The 26,283-nt window shown below is 72.1% G+C and carries 25 protein-coding genes; 11 read left to right on the forward strand and 14 right to left on the reverse strand.

What is annotated here, in order from left to right; translation table 11 throughout:
- Positions 1–232 precede the first annotated feature (232 nt).
- The 4 genes from ACRYR7_RS13410 (at position 233) to ACRYR7_RS13425 (ending at position 4,271) form a co-directional block, all read left to right on the forward strand.
- Entirely contained in the window at positions 233–1,027 is a 795-nt protein-coding gene (locus tag ACRYR7_RS13410; RefSeq protein ID WP_432572603.1) for a hypothetical protein, read from the forward strand.
- A gap of 501 nt (positions 1,028–1,528) precedes the next feature.
- Positions 1,529–2,827, forward strand: coding sequence for a dicarboxylate/amino acid:cation symporter (locus tag ACRYR7_RS13415; RefSeq protein ID WP_432572627.1), 1,299 nt, complete (start codon positions 1,529–1,531; stop codon positions 2,825–2,827).
- Between the two features lie 439 nt (positions 2,828–3,266).
- On the forward strand, positions 3,267–3,749 hold the full coding sequence (locus tag ACRYR7_RS13420) for a hypothetical protein (protein WP_432572604.1): 483 nt from the start codon (positions 3,267–3,269) through the stop codon (positions 3,747–3,749).
- Positions 3,750–3,899: 150 nt separating this feature from the next.
- Complete coding sequence (locus ACRYR7_RS13425) at positions 3,900–4,271, forward strand: VOC family protein (protein ID WP_432572605.1); 372 nt, start codon at positions 3,900–3,902, stop codon at positions 4,269–4,271.
- A gap of 143 nt (positions 4,272–4,414) precedes the next feature.
- Here ACRYR7_RS13425 and ACRYR7_RS13430 read toward each other — a convergent pair whose 3' ends face one another.
- From ACRYR7_RS13430 to ACRYR7_RS13460, 7 genes are all read right to left on the reverse strand, one after another.
- Entirely contained in the window at positions 4,415–5,230 is an 816-nt protein-coding gene (locus ACRYR7_RS13430; RefSeq protein ID WP_432572606.1) for a methyltransferase domain-containing protein, read from the reverse strand.
- A 203-nt stretch (positions 5,231–5,433) separates the two neighbouring features.
- The gene (locus tag ACRYR7_RS13435) at positions 5,434–7,374 is read right to left on the reverse strand and encodes a glycoside hydrolase 5 family protein (protein WP_432572607.1); all 1,941 of its coding nucleotides are present in this window, start codon (positions 7,372–7,374) and stop codon (positions 5,434–5,436) included.
- A 150-nt stretch (positions 7,375–7,524) separates the two neighbouring features.
- Positions 7,525–8,364 (reverse strand): carbohydrate ABC transporter permease, encoded by an 840-nt coding sequence (locus ACRYR7_RS13440; protein ID WP_432572608.1) that lies wholly within the window; start codon positions 8,362–8,364, stop codon positions 7,525–7,527.
- The gene (locus tag ACRYR7_RS13445) at positions 8,357–9,325 is read right to left on the reverse strand and encodes a carbohydrate ABC transporter permease (RefSeq protein ID WP_432572609.1); all 969 of its coding nucleotides are present in this window, start codon (positions 9,323–9,325) and stop codon (positions 8,357–8,359) included. Before ACRYR7_RS13445 ends, ACRYR7_RS13440 begins: the two co-directional genes overlap by 8 nt.
- A 3-nt stretch (positions 9,326–9,328) precedes the next feature.
- Positions 9,329–10,654 (reverse strand): ABC transporter substrate-binding protein, encoded by a 1,326-nt coding sequence (locus tag ACRYR7_RS13450; RefSeq protein WP_432572610.1) that lies wholly within the window; start codon positions 10,652–10,654, stop codon positions 9,329–9,331.
- Between the two features lie 177 nt (positions 10,655–10,831).
- The gene (locus ACRYR7_RS13455) at positions 10,832–11,887 is read right to left on the reverse strand and encodes a LacI family DNA-binding transcriptional regulator (protein WP_432572611.1); all 1,056 of its coding nucleotides are present in this window, start codon (positions 11,885–11,887) and stop codon (positions 10,832–10,834) included.
- 330 nt (positions 11,888–12,217) lie between these two features.
- Positions 12,218–12,835, reverse strand: a complete 618-nt coding sequence (locus ACRYR7_RS13460) for a hypothetical protein (protein ID WP_432572612.1) — start codon at positions 12,833–12,835, stop codon at positions 12,218–12,220.
- A 616-nt stretch (positions 12,836–13,451) separates the two neighbouring features.
- Here ACRYR7_RS13460 and ACRYR7_RS13465 point away from each other — a divergent pair.
- The gene (locus ACRYR7_RS13465; protein WP_432572613.1) at positions 13,452–14,609 is read left to right on the forward strand and encodes a glycoside hydrolase family 5 protein; all 1,158 of its coding nucleotides are present in this window, start codon (positions 13,452–13,454) and stop codon (positions 14,607–14,609) included.
- Between the two features lie 329 nt (positions 14,610–14,938).
- Here ACRYR7_RS13465 and ACRYR7_RS13470 read toward each other — a convergent pair whose 3' ends face one another.
- From ACRYR7_RS13470 to ACRYR7_RS13490, 5 genes are all read right to left on the reverse strand, one after another.
- Positions 14,939–15,061, reverse strand: a complete 123-nt coding sequence (locus tag ACRYR7_RS13470; protein ID WP_432572614.1) for a hypothetical protein — start codon at positions 15,059–15,061, stop codon at positions 14,939–14,941.
- Positions 15,040–15,360: a hypothetical protein gene (locus ACRYR7_RS13475; protein WP_432572615.1), complete on the reverse strand. Its 321-nt coding sequence runs from the start codon at positions 15,358–15,360 to the stop codon at positions 15,040–15,042. Before ACRYR7_RS13475 ends, ACRYR7_RS13470 begins: the two co-directional genes overlap by 22 nt.
- Before the next feature lie 947 nt (positions 15,361–16,307).
- The gene (locus ACRYR7_RS13480) at positions 16,308–17,996 is read right to left on the reverse strand and encodes a PepSY-associated TM helix domain-containing protein (protein WP_432572616.1); all 1,689 of its coding nucleotides are present in this window, start codon (positions 17,994–17,996) and stop codon (positions 16,308–16,310) included.
- Between the two features lie 462 nt (positions 17,997–18,458).
- Positions 18,459–19,139, reverse strand: a complete 681-nt coding sequence (locus tag ACRYR7_RS13485; protein ID WP_432572617.1) for a hypothetical protein — start codon at positions 19,137–19,139, stop codon at positions 18,459–18,461.
- A gap of 167 nt (positions 19,140–19,306) precedes the next feature.
- Positions 19,307–19,966 (reverse strand): TetR/AcrR family transcriptional regulator, encoded by a 660-nt coding sequence (locus tag ACRYR7_RS13490; RefSeq protein WP_432572618.1) that lies wholly within the window; start codon positions 19,964–19,966, stop codon positions 19,307–19,309.
- A 38-nt stretch (positions 19,967–20,004) separates the two neighbouring features.
- Here ACRYR7_RS13490 and ACRYR7_RS13495 point away from each other — a divergent pair, with 38 nt between their 5' ends.
- Entirely contained in the window at positions 20,005–20,835 is an 831-nt protein-coding gene (locus ACRYR7_RS13495) for an alpha/beta fold hydrolase (protein ID WP_432572619.1), read from the forward strand.
- 284 nt (positions 20,836–21,119) lie between these two features.
- Here ACRYR7_RS13495 and ACRYR7_RS13500 read toward each other — a convergent pair whose 3' ends face one another.
- Both ACRYR7_RS13500 and ACRYR7_RS13505 read right to left on the reverse strand, forming a co-directional pair.
- Positions 21,120–21,593 (reverse strand): hypothetical protein, encoded by a 474-nt coding sequence (locus ACRYR7_RS13500; RefSeq protein WP_432572620.1) that lies wholly within the window; start codon positions 21,591–21,593, stop codon positions 21,120–21,122.
- A 148-nt stretch (positions 21,594–21,741) separates the two neighbouring features.
- Positions 21,742–22,851, reverse strand: coding sequence for a hypothetical protein (locus ACRYR7_RS13505; RefSeq protein ID WP_432572621.1), 1,110 nt, complete (start codon positions 22,849–22,851; stop codon positions 21,742–21,744).
- 823 nt (positions 22,852–23,674) lie between these two features.
- Between ACRYR7_RS13505 and ACRYR7_RS13510 the strand changes: the two genes are divergently transcribed.
- From ACRYR7_RS13510 to ACRYR7_RS13530, 5 genes are all read left to right on the forward strand, one after another.
- Positions 23,675–24,376 (forward strand): hypothetical protein, encoded by a 702-nt coding sequence (locus ACRYR7_RS13510; protein ID WP_432572622.1) that lies wholly within the window; start codon positions 23,675–23,677, stop codon positions 24,374–24,376.
- 118 nt (positions 24,377–24,494) lie between these two features.
- On the forward strand, positions 24,495–24,710 hold the full coding sequence (locus tag ACRYR7_RS13515) for a hypothetical protein (protein ID WP_432572623.1): 216 nt from the start codon (positions 24,495–24,497) through the stop codon (positions 24,708–24,710).
- Positions 24,711–24,748: 38 nt separating this feature from the next.
- Positions 24,749–25,117, forward strand: coding sequence for a hypothetical protein (locus tag ACRYR7_RS13520; RefSeq protein WP_432572624.1), 369 nt, complete (start codon positions 24,749–24,751; stop codon positions 25,115–25,117).
- Positions 25,118–25,190: 73 nt separating this feature from the next.
- Positions 25,191–25,730, forward strand: coding sequence for a GNAT family N-acetyltransferase (locus ACRYR7_RS13525; protein ID WP_432572625.1), 540 nt, complete (start codon positions 25,191–25,193; stop codon positions 25,728–25,730).
- Between the two features lie 129 nt (positions 25,731–25,859).
- The gene (locus ACRYR7_RS13530) at positions 25,860–26,075 is read left to right on the forward strand and encodes a hypothetical protein (protein WP_432572626.1); all 216 of its coding nucleotides are present in this window, start codon (positions 25,860–25,862) and stop codon (positions 26,073–26,075) included.
- Positions 26,076–26,283: the final 208 nt, after the last annotated feature.

Consider the following 26,283-nt stretch of genomic DNA (forward strand, 5'->3'; position numbering starts at 1 on the left):
CGGTCCCGGGCGACGCGGACGACGTCGTCTCGGTACTCGCGGGGGTAGGGCTTGGGCACAGCGACATCCTTCCAGGCTGCCCTGCGGGCAAGCCACCTCGGTTGTCACCGATCAGTGCAGCAGACCCACCTGCTGCAGCACACTCGCTCGAACACGCCCGCGGCCGATCGCGTGCGCGCCAGACCCGCCAGACCCGCCAGCGAAGCCTGGAGCGCGTCGATAGCGTTGCAGCATGCACCACCGCAGAGCCTTCGAGGGCTGGGCCGCGTGGTTCCTCGTCCTGGCCGCCGCGCTGCCGGTAGCTGTGATCGCCCGCCTCGCCTGGAAGGTGCTCACGGGCTCGGCCGACGACCCCTCCACCTCCCCGCAGCGGGTGCTGCACGGTGCGGACCTGCTCGGCGCCCGCTGGTCCAGCTTCTGGGCGATCCAGTCGATGCCGCTGCTGCCGCTGATGACCCTGGTGCCGCTGGTCCTGCTGGCCGCCGTGGTGCTCACCGCCCCGGCGCTCACCGCCCCGGCCCGCGCGCTGGTGCCCACGCCCCTGGCCCGCGCCGCTGCCACGCTCGTGGCCGCCACCACCACCGGGCTCGCAGCGCTGGGGTGCGCCGGGGTCAGCACCCAGGTGCTGGGGTGGTTGCCGGGCCTGGGCTGGGGGTACGTTACCGGCTCGCAAGTGGAGGCCTACGCGCCCTTGGCTGCCGTGGTCCTCACCACCAGCGTCACCGCTGCCACCCTGACGGCGATCCTGTGGCCGAGGAAGAGCCAGGGCCGCACCAGCGAGGCGCTCACCGGTCCCCGCACCGACCAGGACGCCGACCACGACGCCCTGCAAGATGCGGAGCAGGACGTCGCCAAGGACAGGACCGACGCTGAAGGACCCGGCGGACAGCTCACGCCCGAGGCCCTGGCACCCGAAGCACCGACACGCGAGGCCCTCGAACCTAAGCCAGCACGACAGCACCTGAGCGCACCGCAGGGCGTGCCCGTGCCCTCGGCCAGCGAGCTGGAGCTGTACCGGCGCCGGTGAGCACCCCAGCCCTTGCCGGACTAGATACACACGCCCCGGGGCGAGAGCGCGCGGCACCCGGACGGCTTGCGAGCTGGACCTGCACGCAGCCCGGTCGCACCCTGCGCACCTGCTGCGACTGGGAGAACCCGTCGCGCGCCCCACAGGAAACTCTGCTGCGCGATCCGCTGACAGTGGCCTGTCACCGGGTCGCGCAGCACCCCAGCAAGCCAGGTCACGCTGTCACTCGGTCATGCAGGAAACCTGCTTCGGACACGTGCCCACGTTGTCACGTGTATCTACCCCCCTCTTCGCCCCCCTGCAGAGCAACCCACCCTCGAGCGGCCAGTCCATGAGCAACCAGCCCGGGCGCACCTGAGGAAGATGCGCTCCCGCGCTCGCGTCACGCGGGCGTGACGGGCCCGTAACGGAGCCGAAACCGGGGTTGGGCTCAATGGGACGCGCCGCACCACCCGGTGGGCACCGACGAGCCGTGGAGGACCAGTGGCGACCAGCGCACCGATGCGGACCCTGCGCCACCCCGCGGCCCAGATCGCAGTGGCAGCCCTGGCCGGTGTCGCCTTCGGCCTGCTGGCAGGACCGTGGGCCGCGAACCTGAAGTTCGTCGGCGACCTGTTCATCCGACTGATTCAGATGGCCATCGTGCCGCTGGTGATGACCTCGGTCATCGTGGCCACCGGGGCGATGGCGGGCACGGGCACCGGGCGCCTGGCGCTGCGCACCTTCCGCTGGATGCTGGGCTTCTCCGTGGTGGCGGCTCTGGTGGCGTGGGCCCTGGCCCAAGCGATCCGCCCCGGTGAGGGCATGGTCTTCACCGGCCCGCTCGATGCCACCTTGCAGGAGCCCGCCGGGAGCACCACCGGCTGGCAGGACACCATCACGGCCTTCGTCACCACGAACATCTTCGAGGCGATGTCCACCGCCACGATGGTCCCCATCATCGTGTTCTCGCTGCTGTTCGGGGTGGCGCTGAACGGCTACGTCGCGCGCACCGGCAAGACCCTCGTGCTCGACCTCTTCGACCAGCTCCAGCAGGTCGTGCTCGCCCTGCTCAAGCTCGTGATGCACGCCGCACCGATCGGGGTGTTCTGCCTGCTCGCCGCGCTGGCCGGCGACGTCGGCTTCAGCGTGGTGACCACGGCGCTGAAGTACCTGGGCACCACGCTGCTCGGCGTGCTCGTGCTGACCGTGCTGTTCGTCGCGGTCGTCGCGGTGCGGGCCAGGGTGAACCCGGCCGCGCTACCGCGCAAGCTGGCCGAGCAGACGAGCATCGCGGTGACCACCACCAGCTCGGCCGTCACCTTCCCCACGGTGCTGAAGAACACGGTGGAGAAGGTCGGCGTGAGCCGGCGGGTGGCCAACTTCACCCTTTCGGTGGGGTTGACCATGGGCAGCTACGGCGCGGTGCTGAACTACACGATCGTGGTCTTCTTCCTCGCCCAGGCCGGCGGGGTGGAGCTGAGCGCGACTCAGGTCGTCTTCGGCATGGCGCTGGCCATCTTGCTGAACATGGGCACCATCACCGTGCCCGGCGGGTTCCCCGTCGTGGCGATGTTCCTGGCCTCCTCGCTGGGCCTGCCGGTGCAGGCCATCGGCATCCTCATCGCCGTGGACTGGTTCACCGGCATCATGCGCACCTTCCTCAACGTCAACGGGGACACCTTCGTGGCGGTCCTGGTGGCCAACGCCGAGGGCGAGCTGGACCGCGCCGTCTACAACGGGCAGCGCCAGGCCGAAGCCGCCCCGGAGCAGGTCCTGGAACTGCCCCAACCGCAGACGGGTGGTGTGACGACGTCCTGAGCGGTCCACCCAGCACCCGCACCCACCACCCGCACGCCCTACCGGCACCGGCCACCGGCACCGGCCAGCTGCTCAAGCACCGCGCCGCGGCTGGCGGACCAGCACCGCTGGCACGAGCAGAGCCCGCGGTGCGCGGGCGAGCGGGCGTGCAGCGGTGATCTCACCGACACGCCGTGGTGGGACCGGGACGGTGGACCCGATGGACCCGGTGGAGTTGAGGCACGACCTCGGCCTGCAAGCCACCGCGTGAGGGAGGGCTCCAGGACACCACCGGAGGTGTTGGCCTAGGTGCTGGTCGAGGTGTCGCCCTGACCGCCTGAGGTCACAGCGCCCTGCACGCGCGATCGTGGTCGGCCGACTCCACGCCTGCGCCCACACACAGACACTCCTTGCGGTGCACCCCCTGGCGTCGCAGGAGGACGAGCGGCACGCTGGCTGCGTGTACCAGCCCTGCAGCGCCTACCGCCGCACCCCGGCGCAGCGCGCCGACCAGGAGCTGTCCTGGCACCGCAGCGACCAGGCCTTCTTCGCCTCCGGCGCCTGCCACGTCCTGGCCTTCGCCTTCCAGCACACCCACCCCGACGCCGGCTTCTGCACCATCGCCCTGCGCAAGACCGGCGAGAAGCACGCCAGCCACGTCTACGTCAGCAACGGCACTTGGGCCTTCGACCACGACGGCTGGACGCTGGAAGTCGAGCTGCTGGAGGTGACGGCTGCTGCAGAGCCGGACGCCGCGTGGGAGCGCCTGATCATCACCAGCGACCTGGACACCTTCTGCGTGCAGCACCACCACTTGCCGCCGCACCTGTACGCCCGCTCGCCCTGGCAGCGCGCCTACGGCTACCTCGCCCGCTTCGGCCCTGCGCCCGCTGCGTCTGCTGTGTCTGATCCACCTGCTCAGCCTGCGGCGCCTGCATCCTGAACCCGGGCGCACGTCCGCACGCGCAGGCCCTTGGGCCGATCACGGACGGGCGCCACCACCCGCCCCACCGGCCGGCGGTGGGGCAACCGCGGGCACCGGCGGGCAGCGCGCCCCCGGACGAGCCAGGGCCCGGATCACTACCGTAAGCACATGCGAATCGACAGCATCGTGCTGCACGTTGAGGACCTGCACCGCGCGAGCCGCTTCTGGTGCAGCGCCCTGGGCTACCGGCCGCGCGAGGACACCCTCGGCGACGATTGCGCTCCCGTGCTGGTCCCCGAGCACGGAGAAGGTCTCGCCCTCACCCTGGACACCAGCGACCGCACCCACCTGGACCTGCGCACCGCCAGCGCCGTCGAGCAACACTCGGAGGTGCAGCGCCTGATCGCCCTCGGTGCGCGCCGCACGCCGTGGACCTACGCACCCGACGCCTCACATGTCGTGCTGGCCGATCCCGAGGGCAACCTCTTCTGCGTCATCAACACCGGCCCCGGCGAGCCGACCGGTGACCCCGAGACGTAAGAGCGCTCGAGCCAGTGCTCCCGGCGCCCTGCGAGCGCGATCACGATCGGCCGATTGAACTCCCGTGCCCGATCGTCGACGATCGCCAGCAGTCGGTCGAGGCTCCTGCTGCGGTACCGCCCAAAGGCCGGGTCCGCACCCGATCAAGACGTCCGACGCGCCGTCAGCTGCCAGAAGCGCGCGCTGCGCCAGTACGGCTCGCGCTCGCACAGCGCCACCTCCAGCTCTCGCATCCGGTCGTAGAAGCCCGGATCGCGCTTGAGCTCGTCATCGACGATGAGGTCCATCACGCAGCGGATGCCGAAGCGGTGCTCCACCTCGCACCCGGCCCGCTGCAACGCAGCTTCGACGGTGGCCGCCTCCACCCGCCGCATCGGGTGGTCGAACGTGCGCCCGTGCACGGTCTCGGCATCCAGCACCGCCAGCGCTTCTCGCGGGTCGGTGCGCCGCACCGCAGCGGCCAGCACGTCCATCGCCGGGTTGGGCGCCATCACCGAGATCACGCCCGCGGCGCGGAGCAACCGCACCAGCTGCGTCAGCGTGCCCTCGAGGTCGGCGCGGTAGTGCACGACGTTGTGGCACAGCACCACGTCGAAGGCACCCGCCAGCCCGGCACCGTCCAGCCGCACCCGGTCCAGGTCGTCCAAGTCGGCGCAGATGGTGCGCACCGACTGGCTCAGGCCCGCGGCCGCTGCCGCTTCGTCGGCCGCCTGCAGCAGCTCGGCGGCGTGGTCGAGGACGAGCACCTCGTGCCCGGCCCGGGCCAGGGGCAGGCTGTCGGCGCCGTCACCGCCACCGACGTCGATCACCCGCAGCCGCCCGGCCCGGTGCGCCAGGGCACGGGTGAGGGTGTGGGCCACCAGCTCGTAGCGCAGCCGCCCCCAGGGCTCGCCCTGCCAGCTCGCCCAGGCAGCGGCCCGGCCGTCGAAGACGTCCGCGCCGGCGTTGTCCGTCCTCACGCCACGGGAGCCTACGCAGAACTCACCGCGTCGCGACAGGGGTGACGATCTGGCGCCCAAAGCGTCCGGGGGCGCCCTGCGCGCGTAGCTGCTGCACAGCGGAACAGGTCGACCGCACGCTCCGGTGGCATCGTCAGGTGCTTGGGCGGTGCGGTGGAAGGGACCTCATCGGCGGACCGGGGCGGTCATGCGAGTCAGGCGAGTCAGGTGGTCAGGCGGGTGACCAGCGCGCCGTGGGGCGCCAGCCGCACCCGCCCGCGCAGATCGGCTCCCGTGGTGCGCTCCAGCAGCCGTCCACGCACCTGGACGTCTGCGACGACCTCCTGCGGGTGCTGGCTGAGGAAGCACGCGAAGCGGGTGCCGTCCTCGCGTTCGAGCACGTCACACATGATCAACGGATCGGCCACGCGCACGTCGCGGCGGGCACCGGCGAGCAGCGCCAGGGCGTCGTACACGCGCCAGGTGGGCTCGGGGTTGACGCGGGCCGAGCAGGCGGCCATGTTCTCCAGCGGGTAGGTGCTCAGCACCATGCGCCCGGCGCCCACCCGGTGCTCCAGCAGCAGCGGGCGCTCGTGGGCGTCGGTGGCGATGACGTCGGCGCCGGCGGGCACCACGGGCAGGTACGTGCGCGAGTCGGCGGTGCCGGCGGCCCGGGCCGGCAGCACCTCCCCGGCGCGCAGCGAGCCGAAGTCGCGCACGATGCGGATCTGCACGACGTCGTCCTCGATTGGCTCGGCCAGCCCGTAGAGCAGCTGGTGCTCGACACCGAACAGCTCGCCCAGGTGAGGCACCCACGGGCCGCGCTGCACGGGCTCATCGCCTGCGCACACCGAGGCGTACACCGTCGCACCGGCCTCGGCGCGCTCGCGCAGCCACGCCCAGGTGGGCGCGAGCAGCTGACGCACGGAGGGCAGCAGGTACAGCGAGGCGTCCTGATCGAGACCGTCCACCTCCCGGCTGAAGACCAGCGGCAGGTCGGCCTCGCGGGCCGCGACGTACGCCTGGCGCAGCGAGCGGAACGCCAACTCCGAGTCGGCGGGGCGGGTGAAGGGGTGGTGGCGCTCCAGGAAGGAGGTCACGACGAGAGCGGCGTCGGTGTCCGCGCGGCGGGTGCGGGTGATGTCCACGTCGGCCAGCACGTCGGAGAAGTCCGCCAGCTCCCGCAGCGCCGGTTTGGGTGCGCCGGTGGCGTCGGTGATCCCGAAGTGCATCTCGAAGGGGTGGTGCGAGTACGGGGCCTGCTCCGCCAGGTCGTCGTAGTCGGTGTTGTTCCACGCGAGCCAGCCGGTGGCCCCGGCCAGCAGGCTGGAGTGCAGGCTCTGGCGGTAGTAGGTGGCCTGGCTGGATGCGGAGGCGAACTCGTCGGTGAGGCCGAACTCCTCCAGCACCACCGGCAAGGAGGTGACGGCGGCCAGCTCGCAGACGAAGGCGGCGTTGAGGTGCTGACGGATCGGGTCGCTGTCCATCTTGTACACGTGCGGGCCGGTGAAGTCGCTCAGCCGGCCCAGCTGGCGCACCGAGAAGCCGTTGTCCTGCCCGGTGACCTCGATGCCCCAGGCGCCGTCGCCGATGGAGACCGGCTGGGCGGCACCACCGGCCCGCACGGCGGAGACCACCAGCTGCGCCCAGGCGGTGACGTCCTTCGTGGCCGCCGGCGCCTGGTCGTGGCGCCGGCCGTAGATGGGCATCTCGTTGCTGATCAGCCAGCTGACCACGGCCGGGTGCTCGTGCGTGCGGCGGGTCATCTGCGTGATGAACCACGACTGCTGCGCCACCAGCCACACGTCGGTGTACAGGTCGCGCTCCCCGCGCCAGGCGGGGTCCCAGTTCTCCCCCGACATGTGCCCGACGAGGAACGTCGGGATGGTCGTCATGCCGATCTGAAGGTGCGCGTCGAGGAAGTCCAGGTAGTGCTCGACCGGCTGCTCGGCCAGCACACCGGGCTCGGGCACGAAGTCCGGCCAGTAGAAGAAGGACCGGGTCTGGCGCAGCCCGTGCTCGTACAGCATGCGCAGCTCGTCGCGGACCAGATCGCGGTCGTAGCGCGTCCACATCCGCGGCCCACCCGAGCGTGACCAGAAGTTGACCCCCAGCCAGGCGGTGGGGGTTCCGTTCACGGACAGGACGGAGCGCGGACGGCGCACGGGGCTCTCCCGGGGGGTCTCGTGGGGTGGCCGGCTGAACTGCTAGCGGAATCACCGGAGCGATCACCGACGAGGTCGGTGGTGGGGTCGATGACGGGATCGGTGGCGCGGTCGCCGGCCGGGTCGCCGGTGGGGTCGGTGGGCGCCCGGCTACTTGACGGCACCGGCCGTCAGCCCTTGCACGAGGTAGCGCTGCAGCAACAGGAAGCCGGCCACGACGGGCACGCTGACCACCAGCGAGGCGGCCATCACCTCGTTCCAGTAGACATTGGTCTGCGTGGAGTACTCGCGCAGCCCGATCGCCAGCGTGCGCGAGGTCGAGTTCGTCATGACGGAGGCGAACAGCGTCTCACCCCAGGCGGTCATGAACGAGTAGATCGAGACCGCGGCGATGCCCGGGGCGGCGCTGGGCAGGATGACGCGCACCAGCGCACCGACCGGTCCGGCGCCGTCCACGTGCGCCGCCTCGTCCAGCTCGCGCGGGATGGAGTCGAAGTAGCCGACGAGCATCCAGATCGCGAAGGGCAGCGAGAACGTCAGGTAGGTGATGACCAGCGCCACCCGGCTGCCCTGCAGCGCGAAGCCGGTGAGCTGGCCGAGGTTGACGAAGATCAGGTACAGCGGCAGCAGGAACAGGATGCCGGGGAACATCTGCGTGGAGAGCACGGTGACCCGGAAGGCGCTGCGGCCGTGGAAGCGGTAACGGCTGATCGCGTACGCCGCGGAGATGGCCAGCACCACCGAGCACACCGTCGCCAGCAGGGAGATGACCAGGCTGTTGGCGAAGTAGCGCGCCAGCGGGATCGTCGACCAGATGTCGATGAAGGGCTGCACCGTCAGCGTGGAGGGGACCCAGGTGAACTCGCCCTGCACGTCGCCCAGCGGCTTCAGCGAGCTGGAGACCATGACGTAGATCGGCGCCAGCACGAACAGCGAGAGCAGCGTCAGCCCGACGACCCGCAGCACGCGGAAGGACAGCGGTTCACGCATCGCGCAGCCTCCGGTTGGTCAGCGGCAGGTAGATGGCGGTGACGACGAGCAGCACCAGCAGCAGCAGCACGCTCATCGCCGATCCCACACCGAAGTTCCAGGTGATGAACGAGGACTGGTAGACGTGGATGGAGATGAGGTCCGCCGACTGGGGCACCGACTGCCCGAAGAGGATGTACGGCACGTTGAAGTCGTTGAAGCTCCACAGGAACAGCACGAGCAGCAGCACCTGGTTGACCGGGCGCAGCATGGGCAGAGTGAAGCTCTTGAACTGCTGCCACAGCCCGGCCCCGTCCACGGCTGCGGCCTCGTAGACGTCATTGGGGATGGACTGCAGGCCCGCCATGAGGGTGAGGAAGGCGAAGGGCCACAACCGCCAGACGGCCACCACCACGGTGGAGGCGAAGGCGTTGCCCCCCAGCAGCCAGAAGGTGTCCCCGTTGGTGATGCCCAGGTCGCCCAGCAGGGCGTTGACCATGCCGTTGTCGCGACCGAGCATGAACTTCCAGGTGATGACTCCGGCGTAGACCGGCAGCGCGTACGGGATGAGGAACAGCGTGCGCAGCAGCGCGCGGCCGCGGAAGTCGCGCTGCAGCAGCACGGCGGCGAACATGCCCAGCGTCCAGGACAGGGCCAGCGTGGCGACGGTGAAGGCGAAGGTGACGGCGAAGGAGCGCAGCAGGGACGCGCCGATGGCGCCGTCGAAGTTCAGCGCGATCTCGTAGTTGCCCGCTCCTGCGCTGGGAGCCTCCAACCAGCGCCGCACGAAGAACTGGTTCAGCTTCAAGGTGCTGATGTAGATGCCGGTCAGCATCGGCACGATGTGCACCAGCAGCTCGAACAGCAGCGCCGGCGCCAGCAGCGCGTACGGCAGCCAGCGCGGCGCCAGGACGCTGCGCGGCCGCCGGGGTGGACGCCGCCTGCCGGTGACCACCCCAGGCCTCGACGCGGTGGTGGCCATCAGCTAGGACCCGCTCGCCATCTGCTCCTGAGCACCCTGCAGGGCCTCGGTGATCTCCGCATCGCCGACCGCCTGCCCCGTCGCGATGCGACCGAACAGGTCCTGCATGGCCTGCCCGACCGTGGTCTCGAACTGGCTCTCGTTCGGGATCATCGGCAGCGCGGCAGCGGTGTCGGCCAGGACACTGTTGAAGATCTTCAAGTTCTCGGTCTGGAAGGCCGGGTCGCTGGAGGCCTCCTGGGTGACCGGCAGCGAGCCGAACTTCTGGTTGAGCACGACCTGCTCGTCCCTGCTGGTCATGAACTCCACGAGCTGCAGCGCGCCTTCGGTGTTGTCCGAGTCGGCGAAGACGCTCATGTTGATGCCCGCGACGTGGCTGTTCACCCGCTGACCGCCGCTGGGCAGCGGATCCAGGATCGGGATCGGGATGACGCCGTACTGGTCGGTCGTCATGCCGTTGGACTCGATCGTGGCGGCGGAGTTGTTCTGGCCCATGAACATGGCGGCCTTGCCGGAGGTGAAGTCCTCGATCATGTCGTTGGTGGTGGGGTGCTCCGCTGCGGACGGGCTGACGACCTTCTCGGTGGCCATGAGGTCCAGGTACTGCTTCAGGCCCGCCACGTTGCCGTCCTCGGTGAACGTCGGCTCACCGGCGTCGTCGAAGAACTCCGCACCGTTCTGCTTGCCGAACATGAACGCGAAGTGGGCGTTCTCGGTGTAGCTGGCACCGGCCACGGTCATGCCGTACACCCCCGTCGCGGGGTCGGTGAGCCGCTCGGCGGCCTGCACCAGCTGCGCCCACGTCGTGGGCGGTTGCACGCCCGCGTCGGCGAACATCTGCTTGTTGTAGAACAGCCCGTAGGCCAGGCCGTACAGCGGCACCGACGTCGGTGGCTCACCCTCGGCGCCGGTGGAGCTGAGCGAGGACTGCAGGAACTTCTCCTTGCCGCCGATCGCCTCGTACTGCTCGTCCTCGAAGGGCAAGAAGGCACCGGTCGCCTGCAGCGAGGCGGACCAGGTGTTGCCGATGTTCAGCACGTCCGGCGCCTCGCCGGAGGTCGTGGCGGACAGGATGCGGTTGAGCAGGCTGTCCCAGGGGATGACCTCCAGCTCCACCTCGATCCCGGTCTGCTGGGTGAACTTCTCCAGCTCGGGGGTGAGAATCTCCTTGTCGTTGTCCAAGCTGGTGCCCTGGTTGCTGGCCCAGTAGGTCAGGGACTGCCCGCTGGAACCACCCGAGTCCCCCGAATCTCCACCGGAGCAGGCAGCGAGCCCGGAGGTGGCGAGCACGGTGGTGGCGAGCAGGCTGGCGAGGGTGCGTCTGCGCACGTTCGTCTCCTTCGACGGGCCGCGGGGTGGTCTTCACCACCACCCGCTGGCAGCGCCACCGTGACGCATTAAGCGCTTAATGTCAACGGTCGCCGTCACCGGTCACCCGCCAGTGATGTGCGATCAGCGGCTACCGGTTACCGGCCAGCAGCCGGCGACCAGCGGTCACGGTTCTCCTCAACCCCGCGCCGGCCCCAGCCCCGGGCCCGGGCCCGGGGCGGCCGTGCTCTCCCGCACCACCAGGTGCGAGGGCGGCCCGGGCTCGTCCACCTCGACCTGCGCCCCGCTCAGCAGCGCCAGCAGCCGGCGCGCCGCCAGCGCACCCAGCGCGCGGATGTCGCGCGCCACCGCCGTCAAGCGCGGGTGCACCAGGGAGCACAGGGTCGAGTCGTCCCACGCCACGAGCGAGAGGTCCTCGGGCACCCGGACCCCTTGCGCGTGGACGGCGGCGAGAGCGGCGACGGCCATGACGTCGTTGTCGTAGACCACGGCCGTCGGACGGGCCCTGTGCGCCAGCAGGCCGGCGGTGGCACGCCTGCTGGCCTGGGCGGTGAAGTCCGTGGGCACCACCTGAGGGCGCAGGCCCGCCGAGCGCGCGGCCGCCACGAAGGCCTCATCGCGCTGGTGCACGTGCAAGAACCCCGGGTGACCGGACACGCGGGCGATGCGCTGGTGCCCGAGCTGAGCCAGGTGCTCCACGACCTGCTGCACCGCCCACTGGTCGTCACCGACCACCCTGGGCAGTCCCGCAGCCACCTCCCCGCCCATGACGACCGCCGGCAGGGCAGCGCCGCGCAAGAACGCCGGGCGCGGGTCCTCGCGCACGACGTCGGTGACCAGCACCCCGTCCACACGCCCCTGCGCAGCCCAGCGCCGGTAGACCTCCACGCACGCGTCCTCATCGGCCACCAGCTGCAGCAGCAGCCCGGTGCCCTGCTCGGCCAGCTCCGCCTCGATGCCCGTGATCAGCTGCATGTAGAAGGACTCATCACCCAGCGTGCTCGCCGGGCGCGCCAGGACCAGGCCCACCGTGCCGGTGCGGGCGGCCGACAACGAGCGGGCCGCGCTGTGCGGGCGCCAACCGAGCTCACCGGCGACTTCGATGACCCGCGCCCGGGTGGCCTCGGACACCCCCGGCTTGCCGTTGAGCGCGTAGGACACCGCGCTGGTGGAGACTCCGGCGGCCCGGGCGACGTCCGCGATCGTCAGTCGTCCTCCAGCGCGCGCAGTCACGATCGCATCGTGGCACGCGCCACCGGAGTCGCCGCGCATGAGGCACGCACGGCAGCAACGCCAGCAGAGCTTGGCCTGGCTCCTCGGACAGCACGATCATGAGCTTGTCCTTCGGATGCGCCGTCAAGTGGACCGGGTCATGACCACCGTCATCCGGCACGCGAGCCCGGGCAAGCAGGTCACGAGTGCGCCGTCCTGGAACGCGGGTCAGACGCCGTCACCACCGACCGGATCACTGCCAGCTGCACCACACCACCGGCCTACGCCCGTGCTCAGCATCCTGGCCGGTGCCGGGCCACGACGAGTCGTTCATCGAGGGCGGGCAGGTGCTCACCGTCCGACCGCGGCGGCTCGACCCTCCGCGTGAGCCCACCACGTCGGCGCCGTGCTCGCGGCGAAACCCACCGCCAGGGCGGGCGCCAGCAGCGCGTTCGGGCGGGCGATCCCGCGCCGGCGCATCCGCTCGGGTACCGAGCGCCCCGCCCACCACAGCACGCCCCACGCCAGGCACGTGCCACCGAAGCGCGCCAGCAGAGCGACCTCGTGATCGGGCAGCACCGCTCGCAGCGAAGGGGCCAGGCCCCGCCCGGGACGCACGGACCCACCCCCACCGAGCTCGTGCACCCCGGGCTCCTCGAACGCACACCCACCAGCGGAGCCCCCCTCCACGAGGCGCTCGTCGCCGAAGCCCTCCCCGGCGGGGCCCTCCCCGACGAGGAGGGCATCGCCGGACAGCTCCCGCTCGCCGGGCGAGGGCCCGGTGGCCAGCGCCCACAGCGCGTCCCCGGCCAGCAGCACCGCCAGGTACCCGGCGCCCGCAGCGCACTGGCGCACCCAGCGCTGCCTGCGACCGGGCAGGTCGTAAGCGCGCTGCGCGCTGCAGATCAGCGCCGCGTCGGCAGCGGTGTCCACCACCGCCAGCGCCCGGGCCAGCACCAGTGCATCCACGAACCGGTCAACGCCTGCACGCGCGGCGCGGTTCCACCCCGGCACCCCCGGCGCCACGTCCGGCCAGCCATCCGCGACCGCTGAGCACCCGCCCACCCGGTCCCGTCACCACCTCCACAACCCGCACCGATCCCGGCAGCCGCCTCCGAAACCACCACTGGCGGCGGCGGAGGGGTCGGCGGCGCACCCTAACCCGACGCCCGTGCAGCAGCGGGTCAGCCTGATCCCCTCGGGCGTTGCGCCACCCGCAGCGCGCGCCGCTTCCACGAGCAGCCGAGCTGGCACGGGCAGCAGGTGCAGGGGACCCGTCCCTTCCCGGCCCAGGTGGCGGGTACCGCCCGGCGCCGCAAGCAGGACGTGCAGGCCCCGCCGAGGCAGGCGCTCTGGGCACCCGTGCAGGTCTGGCTCGCCGCAGGAGTACCCACCTCGATGGACCCCCTCGTGAACCCACGAGAATCATCGCGGACACCTCGACGGCGGCCGCGACACGCCTGCGACAACACCCCAGGCACGGACTTGACCCCCTATCTCAATGAGGTTAAATAAGCCTCGGCGGTCGGGAACCTCAGGTCACCCGCACAGGGGTCCTCAGGCGACGACCGCGCACGTGGTGTCGGTGCGACGACGCACCGACGGGGTCGAGGAAGCGCAGGTGCTCCAGCGGGTGACCCACCCGCACGAACCGGAGCACCAGCGCGTCACCCGCACCCGCACCACCCACCGCTCCCGGAGGAAGCCCGTGCCGAACCCCGAGCACCACCCCATGCCCCGCCCCGCGCCCCGCCCGCTGCGCCGCCGCGCACTCCTGAGCGCCGGCGCGTCCGGGGCCGCGCTGGGCCTGAGCGCCCTGACCGCCGGACCGGCAGCAGCCTCGGCGCGGGGCTTCCGCGTCTGGCGCGGCCAGCTCCTCGACGGGCGCGGGCGACCCTTCGTCATGCGCGGCGCCAACCACGGCCACGCCTGGTACCCCGAGCGCACCCACGTGTGGGCCGACATGGCCGCCGCCGGCGCCAACACCATCCGCGTCGTCACCTCCGGCGGGCGCTGGGGCACCACCAGCGCCCAGGAGATCAGCGCGATCATCGACCGCTCCCAGCAGCACCGCATGGTGTGCGTGCTGGAGAACCACGACACCACCGGCTACGGAGACGACGCCGCGGCCACCAGTCTGGAACAGGCCGCGCAGTACTGGGTCTCGGTCCGCCAGGCCCTGAAGGGCCGAGAGCGCCACGCCCTGCTCAACATCGGCAACGAACCGCTGGGCAACGCCCTGGCCGCGCAGTGGACCGAGCAGACGGTGGCCGCCGTGCGCACGCTGCGCCGGGCCGGGATCCGCAACACCCTCGTGGTCGACGCGCCGAACTGGGGACAGGACTGGAGCGGCACCATGCGCGAGGGCGCGCCCGCGGTGCTGCGCAGCGACCCGCACCGCAACGTCGTGTTCTCAGTGCACATGTACGGCGTGTACGACACGGGCGAGGAGGTGCGCGCCTACGTCGACTCCTTCCACGAGCGCGGTCTGCCCCTGATCGTCGGCGAGTTCGGGCACGACCACTCCGACGGCCCCGTCGACGAAGACGCGATCTTCGAACACACCGCGCGCCGCCGTACCGGCTGGCTGGCCTGGTCCTGGAGCGGCAACAGCGGCGGGGTGGAGTACCTGGACATGGTGGAGGGCTTCGACGCCTCCCGGCGCACCTGGTGGGGTGAGCGCGTCGTCTCCGGCCCCCACGGCTGGTCCACCACCTCGCGCCCGGCCTCGACCCACCGCTGAAGCAACCAGGTTGAATCCGGGGCAGGTCTGAGGAAGGTCCGGGACCGGCGCGGCTCATGAAGCGGCGGGGGCGGGAGCACGCCCACCAGTTCCCTGCAGCCGCTGCTGCAGCAAGGTGAACTGTGCCGCCGGTGAGGTCCCAGCACCAGGAGATCGCGAACGCCCTCGCTGCGCCCAGCTCAGCTCCTGGCCCCTCCGCTTGTGAGCACAAGGCGGAGGGGCCAGCCGCAGGATCAGGTCACAGGTGGGGTCTGCTGCGTGTTCCAGTGACACCGACCTGTCCCCGGGGCACGCAGCAGCCCAGGCTCCAGCTGCTGCGGGCACCAGGATCAATCGGTGCGGATCACACACAGGCCTCCTCGAAGCAGCGCGGCCAGGTCGCCGGCACGCATCCACACCTGCGACGAGCCCGCATCGCCGAACCAGCCGTTCAGGTGCGTGAAGCTCTCCACCTCCAGCACCAGGCAGTGCTCATCACCCACCGGCACAGGAAGGCGCCGTTGACGTACCCGGCGCTCACCGGGTCCAGATCCGCCGGCTCGACAGCGAAGGCCTCGCGCTGCGGGTGCGGCACCCAGCGCACCAGCCAGGCGCGCTCGGCGCGCTCGTGCGCCTGCCACCCGAAGGTGGAGCAGTCGTGGAAGACCTCCAGCACCCCGTGGGTGGGCAGACCCTCGCCGTGGTGCGGCCACGCCTGCTCGTATAGGGCCTCGAACACGCCGTCCACGTCCTCCAAGGCGATGGTGGCCACGTGCGCCAGCGTCGCACCGGCGGCGGTGCGCGGCCAGCTCTACAGGGGTGCCACGGCCGGCCCGACCAGCCAGCTCACCGGCGCCTGGATGCCCGTCCGCAGCTCGTGCAGCACCTGCCGGCCCGCTTCGAGCGTGCCCTCGCAGAACGTGGGCGCCAGGCGAGCTCATCGAGCAGGAACTCACCGCGCCAGGGCTACCGGGTGAACCACTGCCGGGCCGCTTCGTACGTCATGGTGATCGGCGCCCAGTCCGTCGCCTCGTCCCACGCCATGGTCGCGGTCGCACCTTCCCTCACCTGTTCACGGCTGCTGCACGGTGCGGTGGCACCGGCCCGTCACCGCACCGTGCCGCAGCGGCGTCGTCCACGGATCCAGTAGCGCAGGTTCAGGCGGTCAGCACGGCACCCTGACACCCTGGCCGTCGAGTGACCGGTGAGCGCTGGGCGAGCGCTGGCGAGCACCATGCCGCCAGAGCACGCCAGTGCCCTCGCCCCTCCACGTGGATCGCTCACCCCGCGCGCACCTACCTGTCCGGATCCCCGCTGCCCGCGCAAGCCACGTACCGAGCTGACGTGATCGACGCCACGCGCAAATCGCTCCGGGTGCTGTCGGCACCCGGATCTTGACCCGGTTCCGGCGGCGATCTACTGCACCTGAGCGATCCGAGCGGGCAGGCAGGCGGCGACCCGGACCTGGACCTGACCTGGACCGACTGCTCCTTTCGCAGCAGCTGCAGGACGAACTGCGCAGCTGGGGGGGAGGCTGCGGCGACAGGCACGGGGCACCACCGACACCCCAGCACCGGCGCCCCCACCGGCGCACGACAGCACCGGCGCCCCCACCGGCGCACGACGCGCGATTCACCGAGGATGCGCACAGCACCTGAGCACGCTCAGCACACAGCGCGGGCACGCCTCGCGCCGGCGTTCTGAACGCCAGGGTGAGGATCACGCGGTGCTCCCGCCGGTCGAGGTGGAAGTGGCCGAAGAGAGGTCACCGGGGCGACGGGACCGGGTGCGGTAGACGCCGCCGAGGACGGCATCGAGCACGAGGAAGACCAGCAGCGAGACCCCCAGCAGCGGCAGCGCCCACCCCACGGCAGCGGTGAGCACCACGACGGCGGCCAGGAAAGGCTTGGGCAGGTGCCGCCAGGCGCCGCGGTGGGCGGGCGGACCCACCGCCAGGCGCCGGGCCGGGTCGGGTCGGCGCTGCCACCACATCCGGTAGCCCCACACGACCACCGCGCTGAGCCCCAGCCCCAGCACGAGCAGGACCAGCTGGTTGCCCCAGCCGAAGGAACCCATGTGCGCATCGATGCCCCAGCGGGCCAGCTTGGCCGTGAACGGGTATTCCTCGAAGCGCACGACGTCCAGGACCTGCGCGTCGAGGACCTGCCCGGTGGTGGTGGTCGTGAGGGCGATGGCGGCGGAGTCGACCTGGGTGTGCAGGGAGCGATCGACCTCGTCGACCTTCCACGCCGCGCCCGCCTCGGCCGGGGCCTTGACCTCGATCCTGCTCGCGCTCAGCCCCGCCTCGCGGGCGGTGGCCAGCACCTGCTCGAACGCGGCCGGGGTCACCGCCACCGCCGCGCCCGAGGTGGTGGTGGTGGTGGTGGTGGTGGTGGTGTCCGGGCTCGTCTCGCCAGTGCTCTGGGCCTTGGTGACGCCCGGGTCACCGCTGGGCGCGCCGTGACCTTCGTGGTCGGCGTGGCCCTCGTGGCCGGTGTGTCCTTCGTGCCCGCTCGCGGCACCACTGGCGGCGGCACCGGCAGGGGCGCTGCTGGAAGGACCGGGCAGGCTCGTGTCCACCACCGGGGTCTGCCACGACAGCGCGCTGCGCAGGTCGGTGACCCGGGCCCCGGCGTGGGTCGACCACGTCAGCCCCGTCGCGGACAGGGTCAGCAGCCCCACCGCGATCCAGGTGCCGAGCACGGCGTGCAGGGCGCGGGTGCGGCCCCGGCCACCCCGGCCGGCTCCCGCCCCGCCGCCGCGCGGCGCCAGGACCTGCCGCAGCGCGCCGCCGCGCCGGCCCGCGGGCCCACCGTCGCCGGCGGTCCCGGCGGTCCCGGCGGTCTCGGCGGTCCCGGTGGTCCCGGTGGTAGCGGCAGCCGCGGAGCAGCGTGTACCGACCTGACGGGCGACCCACAACCCCACCCCGGACAGCGCCAGCACCCACAACCACGAGGCGGCCAGCTCGCTGTACAGGCGCCCGGGCTCACCCAGGTGCAGGTTGCGGTGCAGCTGGTCCACCCACGTGCGCAGCGGCAGGACCCCGCTGGTGCCGTACACGCTCAGCTGCCCGCGGACCTGCCCGGTGCCAGGGTCGACGAAGACGGCGGTGCGCTCGGACTCACCCGAGGACGGGTCGGAGAACAGCACCCGGGTGGTGTCCGAAGCGCTCGGGGCGGGCCGCACGGCGACCGGTGCCTGCCCACCGCGGGCGGCGACCGCGGCTTGGACCTGCTCGGCCAGCGGCAGCTGGGTCGCCGAGGCGGTGACGTGCAGCTGCTCGCGGTACAGGGCCTCCTCCAGCTGCGGGGTGGCGGCGTACAGAGTGCCACTGAGCGCGGCCACGAGCAGGAACGGGGCGATGAGCACCCCGGCGTAGAAGTGCAGGCGCAGCACTAGCGGTCGCACCCGCGCCCACATCGAAGAAGTGGTCGACGGAGTGGTCGACGGAGTGGTCGACGGAGTGGTCGACGGAGTGGTCGCGCGACGGGTCGAGGAAGTGGTCGGCGCAGGTGCAGGGCTCTTCGAGGCAGGGGTAAGCAGTTCGTCGGCAGACACGGTGGGTCCTCACAGCAGGGGCCCGCCGGCAGCGCAGCGTCGGGCGACCTCCCGTCCACAGCACACGACGGCACGCAGCGGCACACGGCGGCAGGCGGCAGCACACGGCGGCGAGCAGCACGTGAGTCGATGCGGCGCGTGGACCTGCCGGTGGCCCGACGCGTCGGGACCGGTCACAGCGGTACTGGGGAGGTGGCGACGGCACGCCGCCTGGTGGGCGGGGTGGTCGAGGTGGGCAGCGGTGACGTCGCACGTCCAGGCGAGCACCCGCAGACCGGGTCCTTGACGGCACCAGCCAGCAAGCAGCAGAGCTCAGGCGTGGACGAGACCCACCGGTGGACCACGTCGCGACAGGGCCCGGGCGAGGACGACCTCGTGCACCGGGCGGTGCTCGAAGGCGGTTCGGGGCGCGCGGGGCAGGCGCGCCACGACAACTTGGGCAGGGGCGAGCAGTGCCACGACCAGTGGCGCCAGCCACGCCCACAACCGCCACAACGCCCGTTCTGCACTGGACAGGATCAAGGCGCTCAGGAGGGTGGCGATGACGTGGGCGGCGAGCATCGGTGTCAGAACCCAGGGCCCGACCTCGAGCCCGCCGACCCCAGCACTGCCGGCGGCGTGCATCGACGACATCGACGACATCGACGACAGGTCGGCGTTCAGGGAGTGCGCGTGGGCCAGCCGGCCCACCGGCACCGCGTTCAGCGCCTGCACGTCCAGCGGCCCGGTGCGGGCGGAATCCAGGGCCATGAACACCTGGTGCAGCACCAGCTGCCCCGCGCCCAGCAGCGCGAAGACCGCGGCGGTGTTCAGCCGCCAGCGGGTCAGCAGGTGCACCACCGAGGCCAGCAGCACCACCACGGCGGTCGCGGACAGCCCGGAGGGCACATACCCGCCGCCGGCGACGTGCGCCACGGTGGCCAGGGCGATGATGACGACCGTCACCACGGCGCTGCGCAGCACGCGCAGCACGCCGGTGGTGGGTCGGTTCACATCCTCAGCCTAGAGGAGCCGTCCGCGTCTACGACGCCGAGTCGGACTCGATCGTCGGTCCCCCACTGCTTCGCATTCGTGGCGCAGGCACTGCGCTCTTGCCAAGTTGCGGACGGTGAGGGATCACCGATGGCAGGCGCGACCACACCGCTTCGACGAAGGACCGACTACCGGCGGGCCGACCCGCTATCGGCGGGAGCGAGGAACGCCAGCGCGAGCCGGGCCACCTCGGTCAGCTCCTGGCGGCCGGCCCCGAGCTCGGCGCGGGCCGCCAGCCCCTGCCACAGCGTCTGCACCAGAGCGGCCAGCACGGCCGGGTCCGTCTCCCGCGCCAGCTCACCCTCGGCCACCGCCCGCTCGATGCGCGCGCGCAACCTCGCCTCGTCGGCGCGCTGCAGGTCGGCGACGTGGGTGCGCACGTCCAGCGTGCCGGAGGCATCGGCCATGACCGCGCTGCTGGTCAGGCACCCCGGGTGACCGTCCTGGACGCGGGTGAACTCCTCCACGGAGTCCACCAGCACCCGCTCCAGCACGCCGGCGATGGACGCCTCGGCCACGGCCCGCTCGTAGATGGCGCTGTAGCGCAGCGCGTAGGTGCGCACCGCTTCGTCGAACAGCTGGGCCTTGCTGCCGAAGGCGGCGTACAGGCTGGAGCTGGAGATGCCCAGGGCATCGCTCAACGCCCGCGTGGAGGTGCCGGAGAAGCCGTGCCGCCAGAACAGGTGCGCCGCCCGGCGCAGCGCGTCGTCGCGGTCGAAGGCACGGGGTCTCCCGGCCGGTCGGCCGGCGGATCCGCCGGGAGTCGCCGAGCCCTGCGTGGTGCTCACGTTGACGATTGTAGAGCAACCGCCCCAGAATAGGGTTTGTGGAGCACACGATCCAGAACACACCGGTCCATGAGCGACCGGTCCACGAGCGCATCGACGTCGACGGCAGCTGGGTCAGCCTCGACGTGCACGGCCAGGACGACGGACCCGCGATCGTCGTGGTCCCCGGCGCGATGTCCGACGCGGCCGCCTGGGCCCCGGTGGCCCGCCACCTGACGCGGTGGCCGAGCGTGGTGGTGCTCAACCGGCGAGGCCGGCACCCCTCCGGCCCCCTGACCGACGACTACGCCTTGGCCACCGAGGTCGCCGACCTCGCCGCGGTCCTGCGCACCGTCGGCGACGTGCGCGCGGTGCTCGGGTGGAGCTACGGCGCCCTGATCGCGCTGCACCTGGCCAACGCGCTGCAGGTGGCGCACCTGATCGCCTACGAGCCGGTCACCGCGCCCTTCGGCGCCGCGGCCCTGCCGGACCTGCGCCGCGCCCAGCAGGGCGGTGACCTGGACGCCGGCCTCACCGTCGCGCTCAGCCAGGTCGCCGGCATGGATCGAGAGGCGATCGCGCAGCTACAGGCTGATGAGGCGACCTGGGCCGAGCTGCGCCGCCTGGGTGCTGCGGCCCACGCCGAGACCCTGGCGATCGACGAGGCACCGCAACCGGCGCGGCTGGCCACGCGCGCGGCCCGGGTCGACCTCATCGTCGGCGGGCTCAACCGCGGGCGCGCACCGTACGGCACGTCCTTCGCCGACGTCGCGCACCTGGTCCCCAACGCTCACGTCCACGAGCTGCCCGGCCAGGGACACCTGGCGCACCTGCAAGCACCCCAGCAGCTGGCGGCCCTGGTCAGCCAACTGTCCAGCGACCTCACCTGAGCGATCCGGGACCGGCCCAGGACCACCCCGTCCACGCACCGACGACGTGGGCGGGGCGGTCGACCATCGACCTGGCCCCGGCGTCGGTGCAGCTGCGGCGTGAGCGCAGTTGAACCTCACGCCCGTGGCGCCGTCCGGGCGAGGTCGCCGTGGGTTTTGGGATGATCATGCCGTCTAGATCTGCCGACTGCACCTCGCCCAGTCGGCACCGCACGCACGACTCGCCGCCCTCAAGCCCAAGATCACCTCAAGGCGAGGATCACACCAGCCGCGTCGCAACCCTCTCAGGCGTCCTCGGCCGCTCGCACGACCTTGCGCAGCTGCCACAAGGCGATCCCCGCGCTGACGATCGCCACGACCAGCGACTGCGCCGTGCTCAGCCACCGGTCATCGCTGTTCTGCGCGGCCAGGTTCAGCACCCCTGCACTGACCGCAGCGGCGAGCACGGCGGCGATCACGCTGACTGCCCAGCTGCGCCGGGCGCCGGCGCTCACCACCAGCACGAGCACCGACGCGCCCGCCGCCAGCACCCCTACCACCGCCCCGACCACGGCTGCGACCAGCGCCACGTAGAGCACCAGCACCACGCTGAAAGGGTCCTTGTACACGCCGGGAGGAGCCGGCTGCAGCCCGTTCCACACGGCCCAACCAGCACCGGTCAACACACCCAGCGCCACTCCGCACACCACGCCCCGCAGCAACCCGATACCGATCACTGTCCCGATCGAGCGCGAGGCCGTGGTGCCCGCAGAGCTCATGACCTCAGCGTGACACCCACCCGGCGATCGGGCAGCCGGTACGGATCACCCATTCTCGACGTGGCTTCGATACAGCAGCCGTCTCGCAACCGGTCGCTTTCGAGATGACCTGTGACGCGGTGAGCACGCGGTCGCAGCCTCGCCTGCGCTAAAGCTCGTCGACGGGGTCCGGCGCGCCACTCACGCGGGCAGGGCAGGTCAGGTCAGGTACCGGGATCGCCGGCGACAGGACGAGGGTGAAGGTCACCGCGCGGCCCGGGTCCAGCCGGCTGCTCCAGGTGAAGGTGGCCGGCGCAGGTACCCGCACGTCGATGCGCCACAGCGTGCGACCAGGCGGCGGGGCCGGCTCGGCCTCCCCCACCGGGCACGCGAACCCGTCGATGCCGCGCTGCACGAGCACCTGCGCCTGCCCGTCGTGCAGGACCAGCCGTTCTGGTTCACCCTCGCCCAGAGCCCAGCGGTGCAGGCCGGGGACCTTGACCTCGGCCACCAGCCAGCCGTGGGGCAGGGCGGGCAGCCGCGCGCTGGCCGAGCCCTCGTCGACGCTCTGCGTGCCGTTGTCCAGCCGCACGCTCTCCCCCTGGCTCGGCTGAAGGACCACGCTGAGGTGCGCGGCCACAGCGGCAGCCGGGTGCACCGGCTCCGGCTCCGGCACCGGCTGCGGGTGTGGCTGCGGCTGCGGGTGCGGTTGCGGGTGCGGCTGCGGGTCGAGCCCGCGCGCCGAGGCCGCTGCGGCGATCGCCTCCTGCAGCGCGCGGTGCTGCTCCTCGCGCCACCCCTGGTGCCGGCGGCGGCGTTCGTCGAGCACCACCATGTCGGGCTCCTGCAGCGGCGCCAGGCTCAGCGGTGCGATCTGCTGGTTCAGCGCCTGGACCTCCTGCGGCTCCAGGTCGGCGACGACGGCGCTGCCGGCGTCGCGCAGCAGCAGCAGGCGGGCACCGGCGGCGTCGAAGACCTCCAGGTGCCGGCACCAGCCGGCGTAGACCAGCAGCGCCAGCCAGTGCGCCTGCGGGTCGTCCAGCGCCACGAGGGTGTCGTTGCCGTGCCGGACCCCGCGGCCGCCGGCCAGGCGCAGCTGCACCAGCGCCTCCACGACCACCGCTCCCAGCTCCTCGCGGCGATCGGGACGGACGTCGACGTGCACACGCTCGATCCGGAAGCGCAGGTGCTGCAGCAGCACGGCGCACACCTGCTGCGCCAGCAGCGGATCGCTCAGCTCCTGCGCCAGCACGCACGGCACCTGCAGCACTGTGGGCACCTGCCCATGGTGCCGTCTGGACCCGCACCTTCGAGCCGGCACCCGCGCACCGCTCACTGCACTGTCCAGCGCACCGTCCAGCGCACCAGGGCGGCCACCACGGCGATGAGCAGCACGAGCCCGAAGATCCATCCCGCGCGGCGCCACCACGCGCCGGCGCCGGCCCGCGGCTTCGCCGCACCGTCCTCGCTCAGGCCCAGGTGGTCCGTCGCCCCCCGCGCTCGTGATCGCCCCTGGGCCGTGCCGGGACCGTAGGGCCCGCAGCTCGCGACTGCGGGCCCGCCGCCGCCTGGCGGCTGCCCTGCCGCGCGGGCTGGGTCCTCGCCTCACCGGTTCCTGGCGGCACGCGACCTGGCGCCTGGATCAGCCCTGGAGAGGCCCTGCGAAGGACCCCCGTGGAAGACCTTGTGAGAGGCCTTGCGAGAGGCCATCGGGAGGTGTCGAGCGAGGGTGCCCCGTTCGAAGCGCTGCTTGACATCCAGGGCGGAAGTTGGGACAATCACCGACACAACCCCGCAGCGGCCCACGCCCGGCGGGGTTTCGTGGTTCCCGGGCCCGGTGAGCACCCGCCCGGTCCTCTGCCGCGGGCCGCCGCAGAGCACCCCAGACGCTGTTGCCGCTCACTCCTGCAGCGCTCGTGATGCACCGGTGCTCAGCACTGGTCGGTGGTCAGACGCCAAGCGGGTACCACGCAGCGTCGCGGTGGGCTTGATGATCTTCCGCTCACCCACACAATGCCGATCTGCGGGCCTGCCTCGACAGATGCGCGGCACCTCGCGCACGATCAGCCGGTCCGCGCGCCACCGCGTTCTGGAGGGCCACCGTGACCACTGCCGCTCAGACCCACGAGATCCCGCAGGGTGTCCTGCTGCTGCTGCAGCGCGCCACCGGCGCCGGCCTGCTCAGCAGTGTCGAGGCGATGGCCACGGCCCTGACCGAGACCGGTTGGGTGCGCGGCACCACCAGCGGCTCGTGGTCCTGCGCCGCGGACGCCTCCTGGACGGTGCAGTCCGCCGACCACGCCCCCAACCTGTCGATCTTCAGGCAGGGCAACGACCAGCAGGAGTACGAGCGTCTGCTCCACCTCGCCGATGCACTGCGCGCGCTGATCGATGCCGCAGAGGTGGCAGCGGTGCGGCCCGGCGAGCCGGACGCGGACTGGAGCACCTGGTCCGGCGGCGAGGTGGTCCTCATGCTGAACGTGACACCACAGCGCCAGCTGGACGCGCCGGGCAAGTCGGGCGAGCCGGGCAGGTACCGCCTGCCCGCGCTGCTGCACCTGGCCCTCGAGCGGGCCGACACCCCCGCGCAGGGACTCCCCTTCGACCTGGCGCGGGCCCACCGCCTGGCCCGGCAGGGCTCAGCGATCGCCCGCTGGTACCTGGCCGGTGAGGACCTCCTGCCCGAGGACGTGGTGGCCCTGCTCGCCGCCGACGAGGACCCGGCCGTCGTGGCTGCCCTGAACGCCAACGAGGAGCACCGACGCAGCGAGCAGCAGTGGCGCCTCGCGCGCGACGAGCTGTAGGGCACAGACACCTCACCAGCGCGCTCACCCCGCGCTCAGTGCGCGACCGGGGGCTGGCCCGACCTGCGGTCTGCCCAACCCCCAGACAACAGGACACCGCTTCGGCAAAGTCATCGTCGTGAGCACCCACGACGCCGCTGCCGCCAGGACCCACGCCGAGCAAGCGGCCGCCACCGCGGCGAAGCTGAAGCCCGGGACGTGGGAGGCCGTCCAAGCCCTCGCCCTGACCTCGATCGCTCACAGCCTGGCCGCCTTGGCCGACGCCAGGGACGGCTCACGACCTTCATCGACACCTTCGAGCAGTGGCCACGCTGCACCCCAGCACGTGCGGTAGTGGCTGGAGCAGGCTTTGGTGTCCTCGGCAGCGCCGTCGTGGGCGCCCTGTCCCTGCTCGGCGATGAAGGGTTCCCCCTCGCCGGTGCGCTCTTCCACGGCGGCCTCTTCGGTGGCCTCTTCGGTGGCCTCTTCGGCGTGATCGCTGGCGGCCTGAGCGGAGCAGTCGCCGGCGCCCTGGCCACGGCGCTGACCCGGGCCGGTCCGCTGCCGGCGCGTGCAGCGCTGGCCCTGACCAGCGGGGTGCTCATCGCACTGACCGGGTGGCTCACCTGGCCCGCGCAGGCGTGGGCAAGTTCGGCGGTGGTGATCACCGCAGTGGGTGCGAGCGCCGCCACCACCGGGTGGGCCGTGGCCCCGTGGTGCCTCGCGCCCAAGACGCAGTCTGGTGCCTCGCCAACCCGCTGACCGCTTGCGCAACCGCACGGTCATCCCGCTGTCGTGGACGTCCCACTCGCGTCTCTACTGCCAAGATCAGCGGGTGCAGACACTGCAGTCCGAACGCCTGCGGCTGCGGCAGTGGACCGCCGACGACGCCGGCTTCGTCCTGGACATGTGCTCACGCTGGGAGGTCCAGCGCTACATCGGCGCCCACCCCCGCGTGCTGGGGAGCCACGACCAGGCGCTCGAGCTCATCGCCCGCTGGCGATCCCGCCAGGACCAGGTGCACCGGGTCTGGGCCGTGCAGCACCGCGACGGGCACCTGCTGGGCACCCTGCTGCTGGTGGCCCTGCCCGCCTCCGGGGGCGCCCCACCGCCGCGGCCCACCGGGGAAACCGAGATCGGCTGGTACTTCCACCCCGACGCCTGGGGACACGGCTACGCCCACGAGGCCGCGACCCTGGGCCTGCGCTACGCCTTCGCCGCCGGGCTGAGCGAGGTGCTCGCCGTCACCCACCCCGACAACGCCGCCTCGCAAGCCCTGTGCCGAAGGCTCGGCATGGACCACCTGGGGCGCACCGAGCGGTACTACGACATGACCTGCGAGCTGTTCAGCACCAGCCGCCCCCGGGCCGATTGACCGGAGAGGATAGTGGCAGGGCACTGGGTCCTCCCGCCTCCGGTGCAGCCGTGCTCGAGCGCCAGCCGAGCACCCCGCCAGTGGCATCAACCCGTGACGAGGCCGGCTGACGACGCTACGGTCGCCGTCGTGGACGAACCGGTCGTGGAAGAGCGGGGCGTGGAGGAACGCATGGCCGGTGGCCGCAACGACGGCGCCACCCGCGTCGGGAACAGCGTGCGCCGGCGCACCGGGCAGCACACCCCGGCCGTGCACGCCCTGCTGCGCCACCTGCACGCCGTCGGCTTCACCCGCGCGCCGGAAGTGCTCGGCATCGACGAGCAGGGCCGCGAGGTCCTCACCTAGCTTGCCGGCGACACCGTCGGGGACAGCCGGCCCTGGCCCGCGTGGGCGCACAGCGAAGCGGCACTGGTCGCTGCGGGCGAGTGGATGCGCGACTTCCACCACGCCTGCCGCTCCTTCACCCCACCAGCCGATGCGCGCTGGTTCGGCGAGCACGACGAGCTGCGCGCCGGGGAGGTCATCGGCCACCACGACGCCGCCCCCTACAACG

The sequence above is a fragment of the Kineococcus gurbantunggutensis genome, assembly GCF_050871925.1.
In the GTDB taxonomy this organism is placed as follows: Bacteria; Actinomycetota; Actinomycetes; order Actinomycetales; family Kineococcaceae; genus Kineococcus.